Origin of the sequence: Kitasatospora sp. NPDC101157, assembly GCF_044768255.1 — a bacterium.
GTDB lineage: Bacteria > Actinomycetota > Actinomycetes > Streptomycetales > Streptomycetaceae > Kitasatospora.
The window spans coordinates 328,452-343,306 of sequence record NZ_JBIWPL010000007.1; the positions used below are offsets into that span (position 1 = coordinate 328,452).

Here is a 14,855-nt window from a genome sequence, read left to right on the forward strand (position 1 = left end):
TCCTGACGAGCAGGGACCCGGCCACCCGGCCGAGCGAGCCGGCCCGTACGGCCGACGCACCCCGGCCCCTGACCGGACGCAGGACCTTCCTAGCCCAGCTGGGTGCGCAGCCAGCCCTTGACCTCGGGGGTGACCTCGTCGGTGATGTCGGAGAACTCCTCGTGCTCGGTCAGGAACTTGGCCACGTACGGGCAGACCGGGACGATCCGCTTCCCGGCGGCGCGCACGTCCGTCAGCGCCTCCTGGACGAGCTGCCCGGCCAGGCCGCGGCCGGCGAAGGCGTCCTCCACCAGGGTGTGGTAGAAGACGCGCTGCCCGTCGTGGTCCAGGTACTCGGCGAAGCCGGCGAGTTCGCCGTCGACCCGGATCTCGTAGCGGTGCAGGGCGTCCGCCCGCTCGACGACGGGGGTGCTGGGGGTGCTCATCGCGGAGGCCTTCCGTTCGCGGAGCCCGTACGGGCTTTCGGTGCGGGATCAGGTTAGCTCCCGGTGGATGAGGCCGACCCGGTCGGCTGGCCCGGTGGGCCGACCCGGTGGCCCGGACCGCGGCGCTGGGCCGACCGGGCGATGGCCGGAGCCCTCGGCGCCGCTCCGGCTGCCCCCGAAGTCCCCGGCCGCCTAACGTTGGCGGGACGGCCCCGCCCCACGGCGCGGCGGGCCGAGCGGGACGTCGGCGGAACACCGGAGTAGCGGAGGGGCGGGGTGCGGGTGCGGTCCGCGGAGGTGAGCCGGCTGCCGCAGCCACCGTCGGGGTCCGCCGGCCAGCTGCCGGTGCTGATCCGGTACGGGCACCGCTCCTGGCTGATCCCCGCGCTGCTGCTGGTGGCGGTGGTGGTCGTGGACGCGCTGACGCCCAGTTCGTTCGCCTCCGTCAGCTGGCTGGCCCTGGTGCCGGCGGTGGCGGCCGGGCTGTGCGGTCCGGCGGCCACCGCGGTGTTCTGCGTCCTCGCCGTCGTCGCCTATCCCGCGCTGGACAGCATCTGGGCGAAGTCCCAGGGGGTCGAGGACTTCCTCCTGGTGCTGGCCGGCTGCGTCCTCGCCCTGCCGCTCAGCGTGTTCCGGGCGCAGGCCGCCGCGTACGTGCGCCATCTGCAGGGCGCCGCCGAGACGACCCGGCAGGTGGTGCTGCGCCCGGTGCCGCCCGGCTGGGGCGGGGTGGAGTCGGCGGCCCGCTACCTGGCGGCGGACGTCGAGGCCCGGGTGGGCGGCGACTTCTACGACGTGGTGGCCTCGCCGTTCGGCGCGCGGGTGGTGCTCGGCGACGTCCAGGGCAAGGGGCTGCCCGCGGTCTCCACGGCGGCGGCCCTGGTCGGCTGCTTCCGGGAGACCGCCTTCCGCGAGGCGGACCTCGCGACCCTCGCCTCCCGGCTGGAGGAGCGGGTGCACCGGCAGAACCTGCTGGCCTCCCGGCTGGGCGAGGAGGAGGAGCGGTTCGTCACCGCGGTGGTCATCGGGTTCCCCGACGACGCCCGGGAGGAGATCGAGCTGGTCAACTTCGGTCACGACAGCCCGCACGTCCTCGGCCCGGACGGCGTCCGGCAGCTGCCTCCGGGCCGCGGCGCCCCGCTCGGGCTCGCCGAGCTGGCCGGTGGGCTGCCCGGGGTCCAGCGGCTGAGGCTGGGCGCGGACGAGACCGTGCTGATCGTCTCGGACGGGGTGACCGAGGCCCGGGACCGGCACGGCGCCTTCTTCGGGCTCCGGGCGTACCTGGACGAGCTGGTGGGCCTGCCCGGAGCCACCGTGCCCGAGCGCCTGGTGGAGGCCGTCGCCGCCGCGGTCGTCCGGCACACCGGTGGCCGCCGGACGGACGACACCGCCCTGCTCGCCGTCCGGCACGGCGCGGTACGGCCTCCGGCCGGGCCCGGGACGCCCGGCGGGTAGGGGCTGTCCCGGGGCGCTGTCAGGCGGAGAGGGAGGCGAGGGCCGCGGACAGCCGCCGGGCCGCCTCGTCGGCGACCTCGGCCAGGCCGCCGCCGGACCCCGCCAGGGCGACCAGGGTCTGGGGGTCGACGGCCTCGACCACGGTCGCCTCGCCGTCCCGGCGGACCACCACGTTGCACGGCAGCAGCAGGCCGATCCGGCGGTCGGCCGAGAGTGCGCGGTGGGCGAGGGCCGGGTTGCAGGCGCCGAGGATCAGGTAGTCCTCCAGCTCCTCACCGAGCTTCTCGTGCAGGGTCGCCCGTACGTCGATGGTGGTCAGCACGCCGAAGCCCTGCTCCTTCAGCGCGGCGGTGACATCGGCCACCGCCTGCTGGAACGGCCGGTCGAGCCGGACGCCGAGTCCGTAGTCCACGATTTCCTCCTCGGGATCCCGCCCAGTATCGGGGGCGCCGGTGGCCGGCGCCCCCGGACGCGGCCGGTCAGGCCCGAAGTCGGGGAACGGCCAGGGCGGGGCGCGGGATCCGGCTGATCACCGAGCCGATCAGGGTGCCGATGGACACCCCGAACACCGCCGACACGGCGGCCAGCACCGACTGGGCCCCGTTGCCGACCTCGATCTGCGCGGTGTTGAGCAGTCCGAAGGAGCCCGGCACCACGATCCAGAACGCCGGGAGGTAGAGCACCTGCCAGAGCGGGCCGCCCGGCAGCCAGTGCACCACGGTGGCCGCGACCGCCGCGCTGACCGCCCCGGCCAGGCCGCCGATCGCCGCGCCGTGCTCCTGTCCGACCGCCACCTGGACGGTGACGCTGACCGCGATCACCGCGACGATCCACGGGATGGCCGCGGGCGGGGTGTTGACGTTGACCACGACGCCCGCCACGGCGATCGCCAGACCGATCCCGATCACCCACCAACTCGGCTCCGCCACCTGGACGTTGGCCAGCGCGCCGGCCGGCATGCCGATCGCGGTGGCGGCCGCGGCCACCCCGGCCAGGAACAGCGCGAGCTGCACCGAGCCGGACACCAGCCGGGCCGTCCCCGCGCTGGCGGCGCCCGCGGCGACCTCCGACAGGCCGGTGACCAGCAGACCGCCGGGCAGCAGGATCGCCAGGGTGGCCACGATGGTGCGCAGCGGCCCGTCCAGCAGGCCGGCCCGGGTGAGGGAGAGGACGAGCAGCGCGACCAGGAATCCGGCGGTGACGGGCAGCAGCGGGCGCAGCCGCGGCAGGCGGCGCGCCAGCACGGTCAGGCCCGCCACGATCAGCGAGCCGGCCCCGGCGGCCAGCACGTTGGCCGTCACGGGCTGGAGGAACAGGCAGACGCCCACGCCGACCGGCAGCGCCCCCAGGTCGGCGATCCAGGCGGGCCAGCGGGCCGGGGCCCGGCGGATGGCGTCCAGTTCGGTCAGCGCCGGGGGCCCGTCCAGCTCGCCCGAGCGCAGCCGGTGCACCAGGTGGAGGACGTCGGCGGTCTGCTCGAAGCGCAGCGCTGCGTCGACCGGTTGGAAGGTGGCGGCGTCCGCCGGGTCGAGGGCGACGAACAGCCCGTTGGTGAGCGCGGCGACCCGTACGCCGGGAGCCCCCAATGCCCGCCCCAGTCCGCGGAGTTCCTCCTCGACGTCGTGGACGGGGAGGCCGCCGCCCAGCAGGGCTTCGCCCAGTTCGAGCAGCAGGCGGCGGAGCGGGTCCGGTGGGGCTCCGTTGCCCCGGACCGATGGAGACTTGCTAGACATGGCAGGTATCGTCCCATCCCGACCGGATGGGTCCGACTCTGCCCCGGTCTGATCGGTCACCTGGCCATGTTCGACCGGGTCCGCCGGGCCCGGGTCGACCGGAAGCGGGCGACCCGGACGGGTTGCGCGAGGCGGCCTGCGCGGGGTGCGCCGGTCAGTTCACCGTGACCGCCGGAGCGCCGGGCAGGCTGGTGTCGGCGAGCGGGCCGTAGCCGGCCGAGAAGTAGCCGTCGGCGGGGCAGAGGCCGGAGCCGCCGCTCTTGGCGAAGTGCTCGTTGCTGAAGGTCAGGCTGTTGGTGCCGTTGTCGGCGGTGCCGGTGAACGCGCCGCTGAGCCGGTAGGTGCAGGTGATGGTGCCGAACCAGGTGTCGAGGACGGCGGTGGCCTGGATCGGTCCGGCGCTGCCGCCGGTGAGGGTGACCGGCAGGCCGGTGGCGTCGTCGACGGAGACGCCGTAGGGGAGGGTGTCGACGGTGAGGCTCTCCACCGAGGTGACGCCGGTGACGTCGGCGGTGCAGGAGTCGAAGGTGAGCCCGGTCAGCGACTCGGTCGCGACGCCGGGGGCGGCCGGGTTGGTGAGCACGCCGGCGGAGAACCGCGAGGTGGCGCAGGTGACACCGGTGGTGCTGGTCGCGGTCGAGTAGAAGGTGGCGCTGGTGCCGGCGACGAGCGGTGCGGCGAGGGCGTCGCCCGCCGCGACGGCGGCGCCGCCGGCGGTCAGTACGGGCCCGGCGGCGTCGGCCGGGAGTGCGGCGGCGGGGGCCGCGGCGGCCAGCGCGAGGGCGGCGAGGGCGGCGAGGGCGGCCGGAACGGTCCGGCGGGGGAGTGCGCGCATGGGAAAGCCTCTTCCTCGGTGACGGGGCGAGAAGACGACCTGAGGGCTGCTCCCGGGAGGTGGAGGAGCGGGGAGCTGACTACGTTCTAGGACTGTGTCAGTCCACCGTCAAGGCGCTGTGCGCAGCTTGCTGACTTTTCGTCAGCAGCGGCGATCACGGCGTCAGCGGCATGCCGGTGATCCGACAGCGGACCGTCGGCATCCTGACAGCGGCGGGCGGAAGACTGCGTGACGTCCGAGCGGATGACTCCTGAGACTCCCCGGAGCCACGTGACCGCGGTGCCTCCCGTGACTCATCCGACCCCTGCTACCGACGAGAGGGCCGCCCGTGCCCCGACCCCGACTGACCGCCACCCTCCGCGCCGCGGCCGCCACGGCCGCGGGCCTGCTGCTGGCCGGCCTCACCCCGGCCGCGGCCTCGGCCGCCGCGCCCGCCCCGCCGGTGCCGGAGCTGACCTGGACGAAGCCCTGCACCCCCGGCTTCCAGTGCGACACCGCCCGGGTGCCACTGGACCACCGGGACCCGCACGGCCGCTCCATCGAACTGGCGCTCATCCGCCGCCCCGCCGAGGACCGGGCGCACCGGATCGGCACCCTGTTCTACAACCCGGGTGGCCCGGCGATCTCCGGCACGGCGGCCCTGCCCGTCGCGGTCGCGCTCCTCCCCGAGCAGGTGCGCAAGCGCTTCGACCTCGTCAGCTTCGACCCGCGCGGTGTCGGTTCCTCCACCACGTTGCAGTGCTTCCCGGACCAGGCCGCCGGGCAGGCCCTGCTCGGCGGCCTGCCCGCCGGCTACCCGGTCGGAGCGGAGCAGCAGACCCGCTGGGCCGACACCTACGCCGAACTGGGCCGGCGATGCGCCGCGAACGACCGCAGCGGCCTGCTCGCCCACCTGTCCACCGCGGACGTCGCCCGGGACCTCGACCTGCTGCGCCAGGCCGTCGGTGACCGGCGCCTCAGCTACCTCGGGACCTCGTACGGGACGTACCTGGGCGCCACCTACGCCAACCTCTTCCCGGGCCGGGTGCGCGCGATGGTCCTGGACAGCGCCATGGATCCGGTCGCCTGGTCCACCGGCCGCACGTCGCAGGACGCGGGGCTGCCGCCGTTCCTGCGCACCGGCAGCGACCTCGGCTCGGCCCGGGCCCTGGACACCTTCCTCGACCGCTGCGGCGCCGCCGGTCCGGCGGACTGTGCCTTCTCGGCGGGCAGCCCGGAGGCGACCCGGGCCAAGTTCGCCGAACTGACGAACCGCCTGGACCGCGGGCCGGTCACCGTCGGCAGCGGGCCGAAGGCCGTCGTCCAGGACCGGGCGAGCGTCGCCACCGCCGTCGCGCAACTGCTGTACACGGCCCAGCCGATGCCGCAGTTCGGCACCACCGGCTGGGCCGCCCTGGGCGGGCAACTGCAGAGCCTGTGGACCGCTTCCGACACCCCGGCGGCGCCGCTGCCGACCGGCGCACCGCCCGGCCAGACCCAGGTCCTCGGCGTGCTGTGCGCCGACACCGCCAACCCGCCCGCGGGCGCGGACCACCCGGCGCTCGCCGACCTCGCCCGGGCGCGCTCCGGCGACCTCGGCCCGTTCTGGGTCTGGCAGACCCAGCGCTGCGCCGGCTGGCCGGCCGAGGCCGCCCGGGACCGCTACGTCGGGCCGTGGGACCGGCACACCGCCGCGCCCGTCCTGGTCGTGGCCAACTCCGGCGACCCGGCCTGGCCCCACGAGGGCTCCCGGGCCATGGCCGACACCCTCGCGCGCGGCCGGCTGCTGACCGTCGACGGGGACGGGCACACCGTGCTCGGCAACCCGAGCGGCTGCGCGGCCGGCTACGAGGAGCGGTACCTGGTGGACGGCGAACTGCCGCCGCGCGGCCGGGTCTGCGCGCCGGACCGGCGGCCGTTCCAGTAGCGCTCCCCGGGGTTCAGGACTCCCGCCCGTCGCGGTCGTCGGGCGCCTCGTCCGGCGCCTCGTCCGACCTGTCGTCGGGCGGCTCCCCCGACGACTCGTCGGGCGGTTCGTCGGGCGGTTCCCCGGGCGGCTCGTCGGACCGCTCGCGGCCCCGGGAGTGAGGGCGTCGCAGGAACCAGACCAGCAGGGCGAGGGCGACGATCGCGGCGATCGCGATGGCGGTGACCCGGCCGACGGTGCCCTCCACCCTGGTGTAGGCCGCTCCGGCGAAGTAGCCCAGAAGGGTGAATCCGACGCCCCAGGCGATCCCGCCCAGGGCGTTGTAGAACAGGAACCGGCGGTACGGCATCCGGGACACCCCGGCCAGCGAGGGCACCAGCGGGCGGACGAAGGCGATGAACCGGCCGATGAAGACGGCGGCCGGTCCACGTCGGCGGATCAGATCCTGCACGCTGTCGACCTGGCCGGTGTGGCGGCGCAGCGGGCGGGTGCGCAGGATCGGCGGGCCGAGGTGGCGGCCGAGCTCGTAGCCGGCGGAGTCCCCGAGGATCGCGGCGCAGACCACCACCAGGACCATCCAGCCGAGGGAGACCTCGCCCTGGTGGGCGAGGAAGCCGCCGAGGACGGCGGCGGTCTCGCCGGGGATGAAGAAGCTGAAGAACAGGGCGTCCTCGGTGAAGACCATTCCGCCGACGGCCGCGTACACGACCGGGCCGGACAGGCCGCGCAGCCAGTCGGTGATCGTGTGCATCGGCCACACCCCGTCGGTGATCGGGCCCCTTCCCACGTCCCCTTCCGCCCCAATGTAACGCGTGTCGCCGTGCGGGCCCCGGCGGGCGGGAGGGGGCGGCCCGGCGCCCGGCTTCCTTAGCGGAACGTTAGATCTGAGCGGCGTTCCTTGCCGCCGCGCGGCGGGCGGCGGCACGCTCTGGGCACCCACCCCACCGCACCGAGTCCCGGGAGCCGCCATGTCCCCGTCCGCCGTCCCCGCCGCCCGTCCGCAGCCGCCCGGCGAGGAGCGCGCCCGGCGGCGGCTCGCCCTGGTCGGCGGATCACTGGGCAACCTGGTCGAGTGGTACGACTGGTTCGTCTACGCCAGCTTCGCCGTCTACTTCGCGGACGACTTCTTCCCCGGCAGCGACTCCACCGCGAAGCTGATGAACACCGCGGGGATCTTCGCGGTCGGCTTCCTGATGCGCCCGGTGGGCGGCTGGCTGCTCGGCCGGGCCGCCGACCGGCACGGCCGCAAGAGCGCCCTGACCCTGACCGTCACCATGATGTCCGCGGCCGCCGTCCTGATCGCCGTCGCCCCGACCTACGCGCAGGCCGGATACCTCGGCGCCGTTGTGCTGCTGCTGGCCCGGCTGCTCCAGGGGATGAGCATCGGCGGCGAGTACGCCGCGAGCGCCACCTACCTGACCGAGGCCTCCGCACCGAACCGGCGCGGCCTCGGCTCCTCCTTCCAGTACGTGTCGATGACCTGCGGCCAGCTCCTCGGCCTCGGCATCCTCATCGTCATGCAGCACACCCTCGGCAACGCCCAACTGCACTCCTGGGGCTGGCGGGTGCCGTTCCTGCTCGGCGCCGTCCTCGCGGGCGTGGTGCTGTGGCTGCGCCGCCGGCTGCCGGAGACCGAGGCCTTCACCGCCGAGACCGGCGGCCACGGGCACAGCGACGGCCGGGGGCAGGACGGCGCCCGGGGCACCCTGCGCAGCCTGTGGGAGCACCGGCGCCAGGCCCTGCTGGTGATGGCCCTCACCCTCGGTGGCACCGTCGCCTACTACACGTTCACCACCTACCTGACCAAGTACCTGATCGGCAGTGCAGGGCTCGCCAAGAACACCGCGACCCTGGTCAGCTTCACCGCGCTCGCCGTCTTCGCCGCGATCCAGCCGCTGGCCGGCCTGCTGTCCGACCGGATCGGCCGCCGCCCGCTGCTGATCACCTTCGCGCTCGGCTGCACCGTCGGCACCTACCCGCTGATGACCGCCCTCGGCTCGGCCTCCGGCTACTGGTCCGCGCTGGGGCTCTCGCTGGTCGCCCTGGTCATCGTCACCGGCTACACGTCGATCAACGCGGCCGTGAAGGCCGAACTGTTCCCCACCCGCATCCGCGCCCTCGGCGTCGCCCTGCCGTACGCCCTGGCCAACGCGCTGTTCGGCGGCACCGCCGAGTACATCGCGCTCTGGTTCAAGGACAGCGGGCACGAGTCCGGCTTCTTCTGGTACGTCTCCGGCTGCGCCCTGGTCTCGCTGGTCGTCTACGTGCTGATGCCGGACACCAGGAACGCGGTGCTCAGCCCCGAGCAGGCCCGGCCGGAGGCCGGGACGCAGGCCCCGGCGGGGGCCGCCGGGGCCGAGGCCGTACGGTAGTCCCCTCAGAGGTGGGGAGGGTTCCGTGCACATGCTGCTCGTCGAGGACGACGACCGCATGGCCCAGGCCCTCGCCACCGCGCTCGCCCGGCGCGGTCACACCGTGCGCCGGGTGGTCCGCGCCGCGGAGGCGCTGCGGCACGCCCGGGAGGCCGAGTTCGTCCTGCTCGACCTCGGGCTCCCGGACCTGGACGGCCTGGACCTGCTGCGCAAGCTCCGCACCGTGTGCGCCCTGCCGCTGATCGTGGTCACCGCGCGCAGCGAGGAGCGGGACGTCCTCCAGGCGCTGCGGGCCGGGGCCGACGACTACGTGGTCAAGCCGTTCCGGATGGCCGAACTGATCGCCCGGATCGACACGGTGCGCCGCCGCACCGGCTCCGCCCCCGAACCGGGCGGCGGCGAGCGGCAGGTGCGCACCGGCGACGTGGCGATCGACCTGGCCGCCCGCACGGTGACCGTCGACGGCACGCCCGTCCGGCTCACCCGCCGGGAGTTCGACGTCCTCGCGCTGCTCGCCGCCCAGCCCGGGGACGTCCGCTCCCGCGAGGAGATCCTCGACCGGATCTGGGGCGACGCCTTCCTCGCCTCCTCGCGCTCGCTGGACGTGCACGTGGCCGGGATCCGCGCCAAGACCGGCCGGGCCGCGCTGGTCCGCACCATCCGCGGGTACGGCTACCAGTTCGGCGCCCTGGACGGCCCGTGAGGCGCCGCCTGCTGGCCGTGCTCACCGCGCTCATCGGCGCCGCCGTCCTGCTGCTCGCCCTGCCGCTGGCCGACTCCTACGCCCGCGGCCGCACCGAACACCTGCTGCTGCAGCGCCGGGCCGACGGCGTCCGGTTCGCCGAACTCGCCGACCGGATCCGCACCGACGCCGACCGCCGCGAACTCGACGCCGAACTCTCCCGCTACGCCGAGCTCTACGGTGCCGCCGTGACGGTGGTCGACACCGCCGGCCGCACCGTCGGCCGGGCCGGCCCGGCCCCGAGCGGCACGGCCGCCCAGCGCGCCGAGGACCGTGCCCTCACCGGCCGCTCCACCGAGGAACTGCCCACCGTCCGCCCCTGGGGGCCGGACACCGTGGTGCTGGCCGAACCGGTCGGCCAGGACGAACGGGTGGGCGGCGCAGTCCTGTTGACCGTCCCCACCGGGGCCGCGCGCCACGACGTGCTGGTTCGCTGGGCGCTGATCGCCGCCGGGGCCGTCACCGCCTTCGGCGCCGCCGCGCTGGTCGCGGCCGGGATCGCCCGCTGGCTGCTGCGGCCCGTCCACGAACTCGACCGCGCCGTCGCCACGGTGGCCGGCGGCCGTTTCGAACTGCGTGTCGCATCGGACACCGGACCGCCCGAACTGCGTCGGCTGCGAAGGCACTTCGACGGTATGGCGCAGGCCGTCGCCGAATCGCTGCGCCGCCGGCGGGACTTCGTCGCGGACGCGTCCCACCAGCTGCGCAACCCGCTGGCCACCCTGGTGCTGCAACTGGAGAACGCGGAGCCGCACATCGGGCCGGGCCCCGGGCGCCAGGCGCACGCGCTGGCCCTGGACGAGGCGGACCGGCTGGGCGAACTGCTCGACGGCCTGCTGGAGTTGGCCCGGCTGGAGGCGGCCACCGCGCCGGTCGAGGAGCAGGACGTCTCGGTGGCCGTGGCCGGGCGGGTGGCCGCCTGGGAGCCGGTGTTCGAGGCGGGCGGGCTGGAACTGACGGCGGACGTCGCGCCCGGACTGCGGGCTCTCGGGCTCCCGGACGCCACCGGGCGGATCCTGGACGCGCTGCTGGACAACGCGAGCAAGTTCGTCCCGGAGGGGGAGCGCGTCCGGGTGGTGGCGGCGGCCCTGCCCGGGGGCGGCGCCGTGGTCCGGGTCACCGACACCGGACCCGGTGTCCCGGCGAGCCAACTGCCTCTGCTGCTGGGCCGGTTCGCCCGGGCGCCGGAGCACCAGAACGTCCCCGGCACCGGTCTCGGGCTGGCCATCGCGGACGAACTCGCCCGCGCCTGCGGCGGATCGCTGAGCGTGGGCGCGACCGGCCCGCACGGACTGACCGTGGAGTTCCGGCTGCCCTGTGGTCCTACTCGTGGGCGCTGATCTCACCGCCGGCGCCGAGCACGATGTAGACGCCGTTGGCGTCGAGGCCGTCGCCGTGCTGGTCGGCCTCCATGGTGCCCATCACCGCGTTGTCGTTGCCGATGATGTCGGCGCGGTAGTGGAGTTCGCCGACCTTGGTGACCTTGGCCGTCCAGCCGCCCGCGAGCTTGAAGGTGCCCGGCCCCTGGTGGGAGCCGCCCATCCAGGCGTGGACCGAGCCGTCCACCGCGAGCACCACGAACATGTCGTTGGCGTCGATCCCGGCGTCGTGCCCGTTCGCCTCGACCGAGGCGAGGACCTGGCCGTCGTGGACGATCTTGGCGACGTAGTGGAGGTCGCCGAGCTGCTGGATCTCGGCCTTGCTGCCGTCCGGCAGGGTCTGGCTCCTGGACCCCTTGCCGGTGCTCGCGGGCGCGCTGTTCGCGGGCGCGTTGTTCGCGGGTGGGGTGCTGCGGTGCGCGCCGGTCGGGACGGCCGAGGCGGTGCTGCCGTGCGTGCCCGGAGCTGCCGGGGTGGCGGGCGCGGTGGTGGCGCCGGCCGTGGTGGAGGCGGTGGCGGCCGGGGAGGGGGTGATGGCGACGGTGGCACTCGGCGCGGCGGAGTTCTGCGAGCCGGAGCTGCTGCTGCAGGCCGTGGTGGCGGACACCAGCAGGGCGGCGGTCAGGACGGTGCCGGCCAGCGTGCTGACGGCGGGGACGCGGCGGGTCGTCGAGAAGGGCATGCGGGTCTCCTGCACGAAGTACGGGTGTGAGCAAGCCGGTTGCCACGGCCCGGCCCGGACGGGGGCCGGTGGGACCCGGCGTGGCGTGCACGATCGAAGTTAGTCGGGGCAGTCGACGGAATGACGCCTTCCGTGTCACCGAACCGTCACGCTCTTCGCCGGGCCCGCTACCTGTTGACCTGCACCTCGGTTCGCTTGCACCTCGGTTCGCCCGTACACCGGTTCACCCGTACACCGGCTCACCCGCACACCAGTTCACCCGTACACCGACCGGTAGTAGGCCGCCGCCCCCGGATGGAGCGGGACGGCCCCGGTGGAGACGGCGAACCGGGGCTCCAGTCGGGCGCCCGCCGTCACGGACCGCAGCAGGGTGGCCCATCGGTCGAAGAGGATGCCCAGTAGCTGCCGGACGGCGTCCTCGGGCACGCCCGGCCGGGCGGTCAGGTAGTTGCCGACGCCGAGGGTGGCGACCGGGTCGGCGAGGCCGTACGCGCCGGTGGGCAGGGTGACCCCGGTGTAGACCGGGCCGTAGCGCTCGCGCAGCTGCGCGGCGACCGCGTCCAGCGGTACGAACCGCAGCGGCAGCTCTCGGGCGAGCGCGGACACGGCGGGCGTCGGCACGCCGCCGGACCAGAACACCGCGTCCAGCGCGCCGGAGCGCAGCGCGGCCAGTGACTCGGCCAGCCCGAGCGACTGCGGTCGCACGTCGATCCCCGCCTGCCGCAGCAGTCGTGCGGCGGTGACGTGGAGCCCGGAGCCCACCGCGCCGGTCGCCACCCGACGGCCCGCCAGGTCGGAGAGTTCCCGCACCGGGCCGTCGGCCGGGGCCAGCAGGTGCAGGTAGTTGACGTACACCCGGGCCAGCGCCGTCAGGCCGAGCGGGTGGTCGAAGGTGTCGTGGCCCAGCACCGCGTCCTCGGCGACGTCCGCCGTGGTGAGGGCGAGGTCCACCGAGCCGTCGGAGAGCTGCTGGAGGTTGTCCACGCTGGCCGCGCTGCTCATCGGGGTGAGGGTCAGCCGGCCGCTCGCCGTCACGGCCTCGGTGAAGGAGCGCCCGAAGGCGTTGTACGGACCGCCCTCGGGCCCGGTGGCGAGCCGCAGCGAGCGTACGGGCCCTTCCCCGGCCGAGCACCCGGCCGAGCACCCGGCGGTGACGGCGGCCGCCAGGGCCGCGGCCAGCACGGTACGGCGGCGCGGGGCGGTGGTGGCGGGCATGGTGGGAGGGTAGCCCGCCCGGGGCCTCGGTTGAACGCGGACACCGCCGGGTCCTCGGAGGAGGACCCGGCGGTGTCGGGGAGTTGACCGTCAGGCGCGGCGGCCGCGCTTGCGGCGGGCGAGGAAGACCGCACCGCCGCCGAGCGCCAGCAGGGCGACTGCCGCGGCCGCGAGCGGCCCGGTGTTGGAGTTGGCACCGGTCTCGGCCAGCGGCGGGCCGGAGACGCTGCTGGTGGCCCCGGCGACGGCGGTGCTGCCGTCGCCGGTGGGGGAGGTCGCCGAGGAGCCGGCCGGGGTGGTGGAGGAGCTGCCGGTGGGCTGGCCGGTGGGCTGGCCGCTCGGAGTGTCGCCGCCGACCGGCTGGCCGGTGGTCGGGTCCAGGATCAGGGTGGCCGGCTGCGGGTTCTTGAAGTCGAACATGCCCTCGATGGAGCCGGCGTGCTCGTCGAAGGAGTAGTCGCCGATCCGGCCGGTCTTCCAGTTGTCCTCGACGAAGCGCAGGATCGAGGTCTGGTCGGTCTGGGTGTGGTCGACGAAGTTGGACTTCGCGTACGGGGAGGCGACCAGCAGCGGCAGGCGCGGGCCGAAGCCGCAGCGGTCGGCGTAGCCGCCCGCACCGGCGTCCTTGCCGCACTGGCCCGGGCCGCTCAGGCTGTCGTTGGCCGCGTCCCGGGAGCCGTTGACGGGCTCGGCGTACTTGTGGTCGTACCAGCCGTCCGAGTCGTCGTAGGCGATGATGACGGCGGTGGAGGCCCAGTCCTTGGACTTCTGGAGCTTGTTGACGGTGTCGACCACGAAGTGCTGCTCGTCCAGCGGGTCGGAGTAACCGGCGTGGCCGTCCTGGTAGTTGGCGGCCTTGAGGTAGCTGACGGCCGGCAGGTTTCCGTGCTGGAGGGCGGCGTCGAAGTCGGTCAGGTCGTACTGGTGGTTGGCCTGGCCGTCGTGGCCGATCTCGTCCACGGTCTTGGGCGCGAGGTGCTGCGGGTTCGCCGTGGACTTGTAGTACTGGAACGGCTCGTGGTGCGGGTTGTAGTCGGTCTGCGTGGCGCCGACGATGTTCTTGTGGGTGGCCTCGCAGGCGGCCTTGCCGTCCTTGGTGCCGGTCGGCTTGAAGCCGCCCTGGAACCAGCCCCAGCTGACGCCCTTCTCGTTGAGCAGGTCGCCGACGTTCTTGCCCGTCATCACCAGGTGGTTGTGCTTGGGGTCGGAGCAGTCGTCGTAGCCCGGGTCGGGGTCGTTGATGACGGTGCCGATGCCCTTGGCGTCCGGGGAGGCGACCACGTAGGCGTCGGTGGTCTGCTGCCCGGTCTTCGGGTCGATCGGGTAGCCGCCGTGCAGCTGGCCGGAGACCAGGTTGATGGCGCCCGGGGTGGAGGGGCCGTAGTTGGTGCCGAAGGAGTTGTCGCTCATCGCGAAGCGCTGGGCGTAGTTCCAGTAGCCGGTGACGGTGTTGCCGTCGTAGTAGTCCATCACCAGGCCGGGCGCGGTGTACATCGGGGCCTTGCAGCTCTCGATGTCGGTGTGCTCGACGAACTTGTCCATCTTGCCGCCGTCGAAGGCGAGCTGCTCGTCCTTGTAGGTGTGGTCCTGGTCGCAGGTGACGGCCTGCGCCGGGGTCAGCCGCTGCGGGTTGTTGCGGTTCGGGTTCTTGTGCAGCAGGTCGTCGCTGAGGCCGTCCACCTGGGGGGTTCCCGGCTTGGCGGTGAACTTCACCTTGTCGTCGGGGGTGTTGGCCGCGTTCGGGTAGGTGCCGAAGTAGTGGTCGAAGGAGACGTTCTCCTGGAATATCACCACCAGGTGCTTGATCGGGGTGGCGGTCTGCGGACCGTCGGCCGCGAAGGCCGCAGGAGCACCGCCGAAGGCGGCCAGCGAGGCCGCGCCGATCAGGCCGGCACCGTAGCGGAGCCACCTGTTACGGGTGGGGACTGCGTGCATGGTCGGTTCCTCGGACGTCATCGTCATGTGTGTCAGAAGTTGGGGCCGTGACGCGCGTAGCTCTCGCGGCGCGGCGGCTAGACGCTAGAGCGTAGCGGTGAACGCGGTTGACGGGTCCATGTGAACACGAGGTAAATCGGGGAAGTACCGAGCTCTGCGTCATGGCTTCAGTCAGG

General features: G+C 74.3%; 13 protein-coding genes. 5 read left to right on the top strand and 8 right to left on the bottom strand.

Going from position 1 to position 14,855, the window contains the following annotated elements; genetic code table 11:
- Positions 1–89 precede the first annotated feature (89 nt).
- Positions 90–425: a GNAT family N-acetyltransferase gene (locus ACIRVF_RS18505; protein ID WP_402818360.1), complete on the bottom strand. Its 336-nt coding sequence runs from the start codon at positions 423–425 to the stop codon at positions 90–92.
- Between the two features lie 276 nt (positions 426–701).
- Here ACIRVF_RS18505 and ACIRVF_RS18510 point away from each other — a divergent pair, with 276 nt between their 5' ends.
- Positions 702–1,880, top strand: a complete 1,179-nt coding sequence (locus ACIRVF_RS18510) for a PP2C family protein-serine/threonine phosphatase (protein WP_402818363.1) — start codon at positions 702–704, stop codon at positions 1,878–1,880.
- Positions 1,881–1,899: 19 nt separating this feature from the next.
- Here ACIRVF_RS18510 and ACIRVF_RS18515 read toward each other — a convergent pair whose 3' ends face one another.
- The 3 genes from ACIRVF_RS18515 to ACIRVF_RS18525 all read right to left on the bottom strand — a co-directional run bounded on the left by ACIRVF_RS18515 (position 1,900) and on the right by ACIRVF_RS18525 (position 4,448).
- Positions 1,900–2,292 carry a DUF302 domain-containing protein gene (locus ACIRVF_RS18515; protein ID WP_402818365.1) on the bottom strand — a complete coding sequence of 131 codons (393 nt, stop codon included), beginning with the start codon at positions 2,290–2,292 and terminating at the stop codon, positions 1,900–1,902.
- A 67-nt stretch (positions 2,293–2,359) separates the two neighbouring features.
- The gene (locus ACIRVF_RS18520; protein WP_402818368.1) at positions 2,360–3,613 is read right to left on the bottom strand and encodes a threonine/serine exporter family protein; all 1,254 of its coding nucleotides are present in this window, start codon (positions 3,611–3,613) and stop codon (positions 2,360–2,362) included.
- Positions 3,614–3,767: 154 nt separating this feature from the next.
- Positions 3,768–4,448 (bottom strand): Tat pathway signal sequence domain protein, encoded by a 681-nt coding sequence (locus ACIRVF_RS18525; protein ID WP_402818371.1) that lies wholly within the window; start codon positions 4,446–4,448, stop codon positions 3,768–3,770.
- A 328-nt stretch (positions 4,449–4,776) separates the two neighbouring features.
- Between ACIRVF_RS18525 and ACIRVF_RS18530 the strand changes: the two genes are divergently transcribed.
- Positions 4,777–6,354: an alpha/beta hydrolase gene (locus tag ACIRVF_RS18530; RefSeq protein ID WP_402818373.1), complete on the top strand. Its 1,578-nt coding sequence runs from the start codon at positions 4,777–4,779 to the stop codon at positions 6,352–6,354.
- Between the two features lie 13 nt (positions 6,355–6,367).
- On the opposite strand, the gene ACIRVF_RS18535 is transcribed toward ACIRVF_RS18530, so the two are convergent.
- A complete protein-coding gene (locus tag ACIRVF_RS18535; protein WP_402818376.1) occupies positions 6,368–7,105 on the bottom strand; it encodes a DedA family protein in 738 nt (245 codons plus the stop codon).
- A 217-nt stretch (positions 7,106–7,322) separates the two neighbouring features.
- On the opposite strand from ACIRVF_RS18535, the gene ACIRVF_RS18540 reads away from it, so the two are divergent.
- The 3 genes from ACIRVF_RS18540 to ACIRVF_RS18550 are packed head-to-tail and all read left to right on the top strand — an operon-like array spanning position 7,323 to position 10,808.
- The gene (locus ACIRVF_RS18540) at positions 7,323–8,726 is read left to right on the top strand and encodes an MFS transporter (RefSeq protein ID WP_402818379.1); all 1,404 of its coding nucleotides are present in this window, start codon (positions 7,323–7,325) and stop codon (positions 8,724–8,726) included.
- 25 nt (positions 8,727–8,751) lie between these two features.
- Positions 8,752–9,429: a response regulator transcription factor gene (locus ACIRVF_RS18545; RefSeq protein WP_402818382.1), complete on the top strand. Its 678-nt coding sequence runs from the start codon at positions 8,752–8,754 to the stop codon at positions 9,427–9,429.
- Positions 9,426–10,808 carry a sensor histidine kinase gene (locus tag ACIRVF_RS18550; RefSeq protein ID WP_402818384.1) on the top strand — a complete coding sequence of 461 codons (1,383 nt, stop codon included), beginning with the start codon at positions 9,426–9,428 and terminating at the stop codon, positions 10,806–10,808. The genes ACIRVF_RS18545 and ACIRVF_RS18550 overlap by 4 nt, the downstream gene beginning before the upstream one ends.
- Here ACIRVF_RS18550 and ACIRVF_RS18555 read toward each other — a convergent pair.
- The 3 genes from ACIRVF_RS18555 to ACIRVF_RS18565 form a co-directional block, all read right to left on the bottom strand.
- Positions 10,792–11,529, bottom strand: a complete 738-nt coding sequence (locus ACIRVF_RS18555) for a hypothetical protein (protein ID WP_402818386.1) — start codon at positions 11,527–11,529, stop codon at positions 10,792–10,794. The two genes, ACIRVF_RS18550 and ACIRVF_RS18555, sit on opposite strands and share 17 nt — an antisense overlap.
- Before the next feature lie 255 nt (positions 11,530–11,784).
- Positions 11,785–12,744: a TAXI family TRAP transporter solute-binding subunit gene (locus ACIRVF_RS18560; RefSeq protein ID WP_402818389.1), complete on the bottom strand. Its 960-nt coding sequence runs from the start codon at positions 12,742–12,744 to the stop codon at positions 11,785–11,787.
- 90 nt (positions 12,745–12,834) lie between these two features.
- On the bottom strand, positions 12,835–14,679 hold the full coding sequence (locus ACIRVF_RS18565; RefSeq protein ID WP_402818392.1) for a phospholipase C: 1,845 nt from the start codon (positions 14,677–14,679) through the stop codon (positions 12,835–12,837).
- Positions 14,680–14,855: the final 176 nt, after the last annotated feature.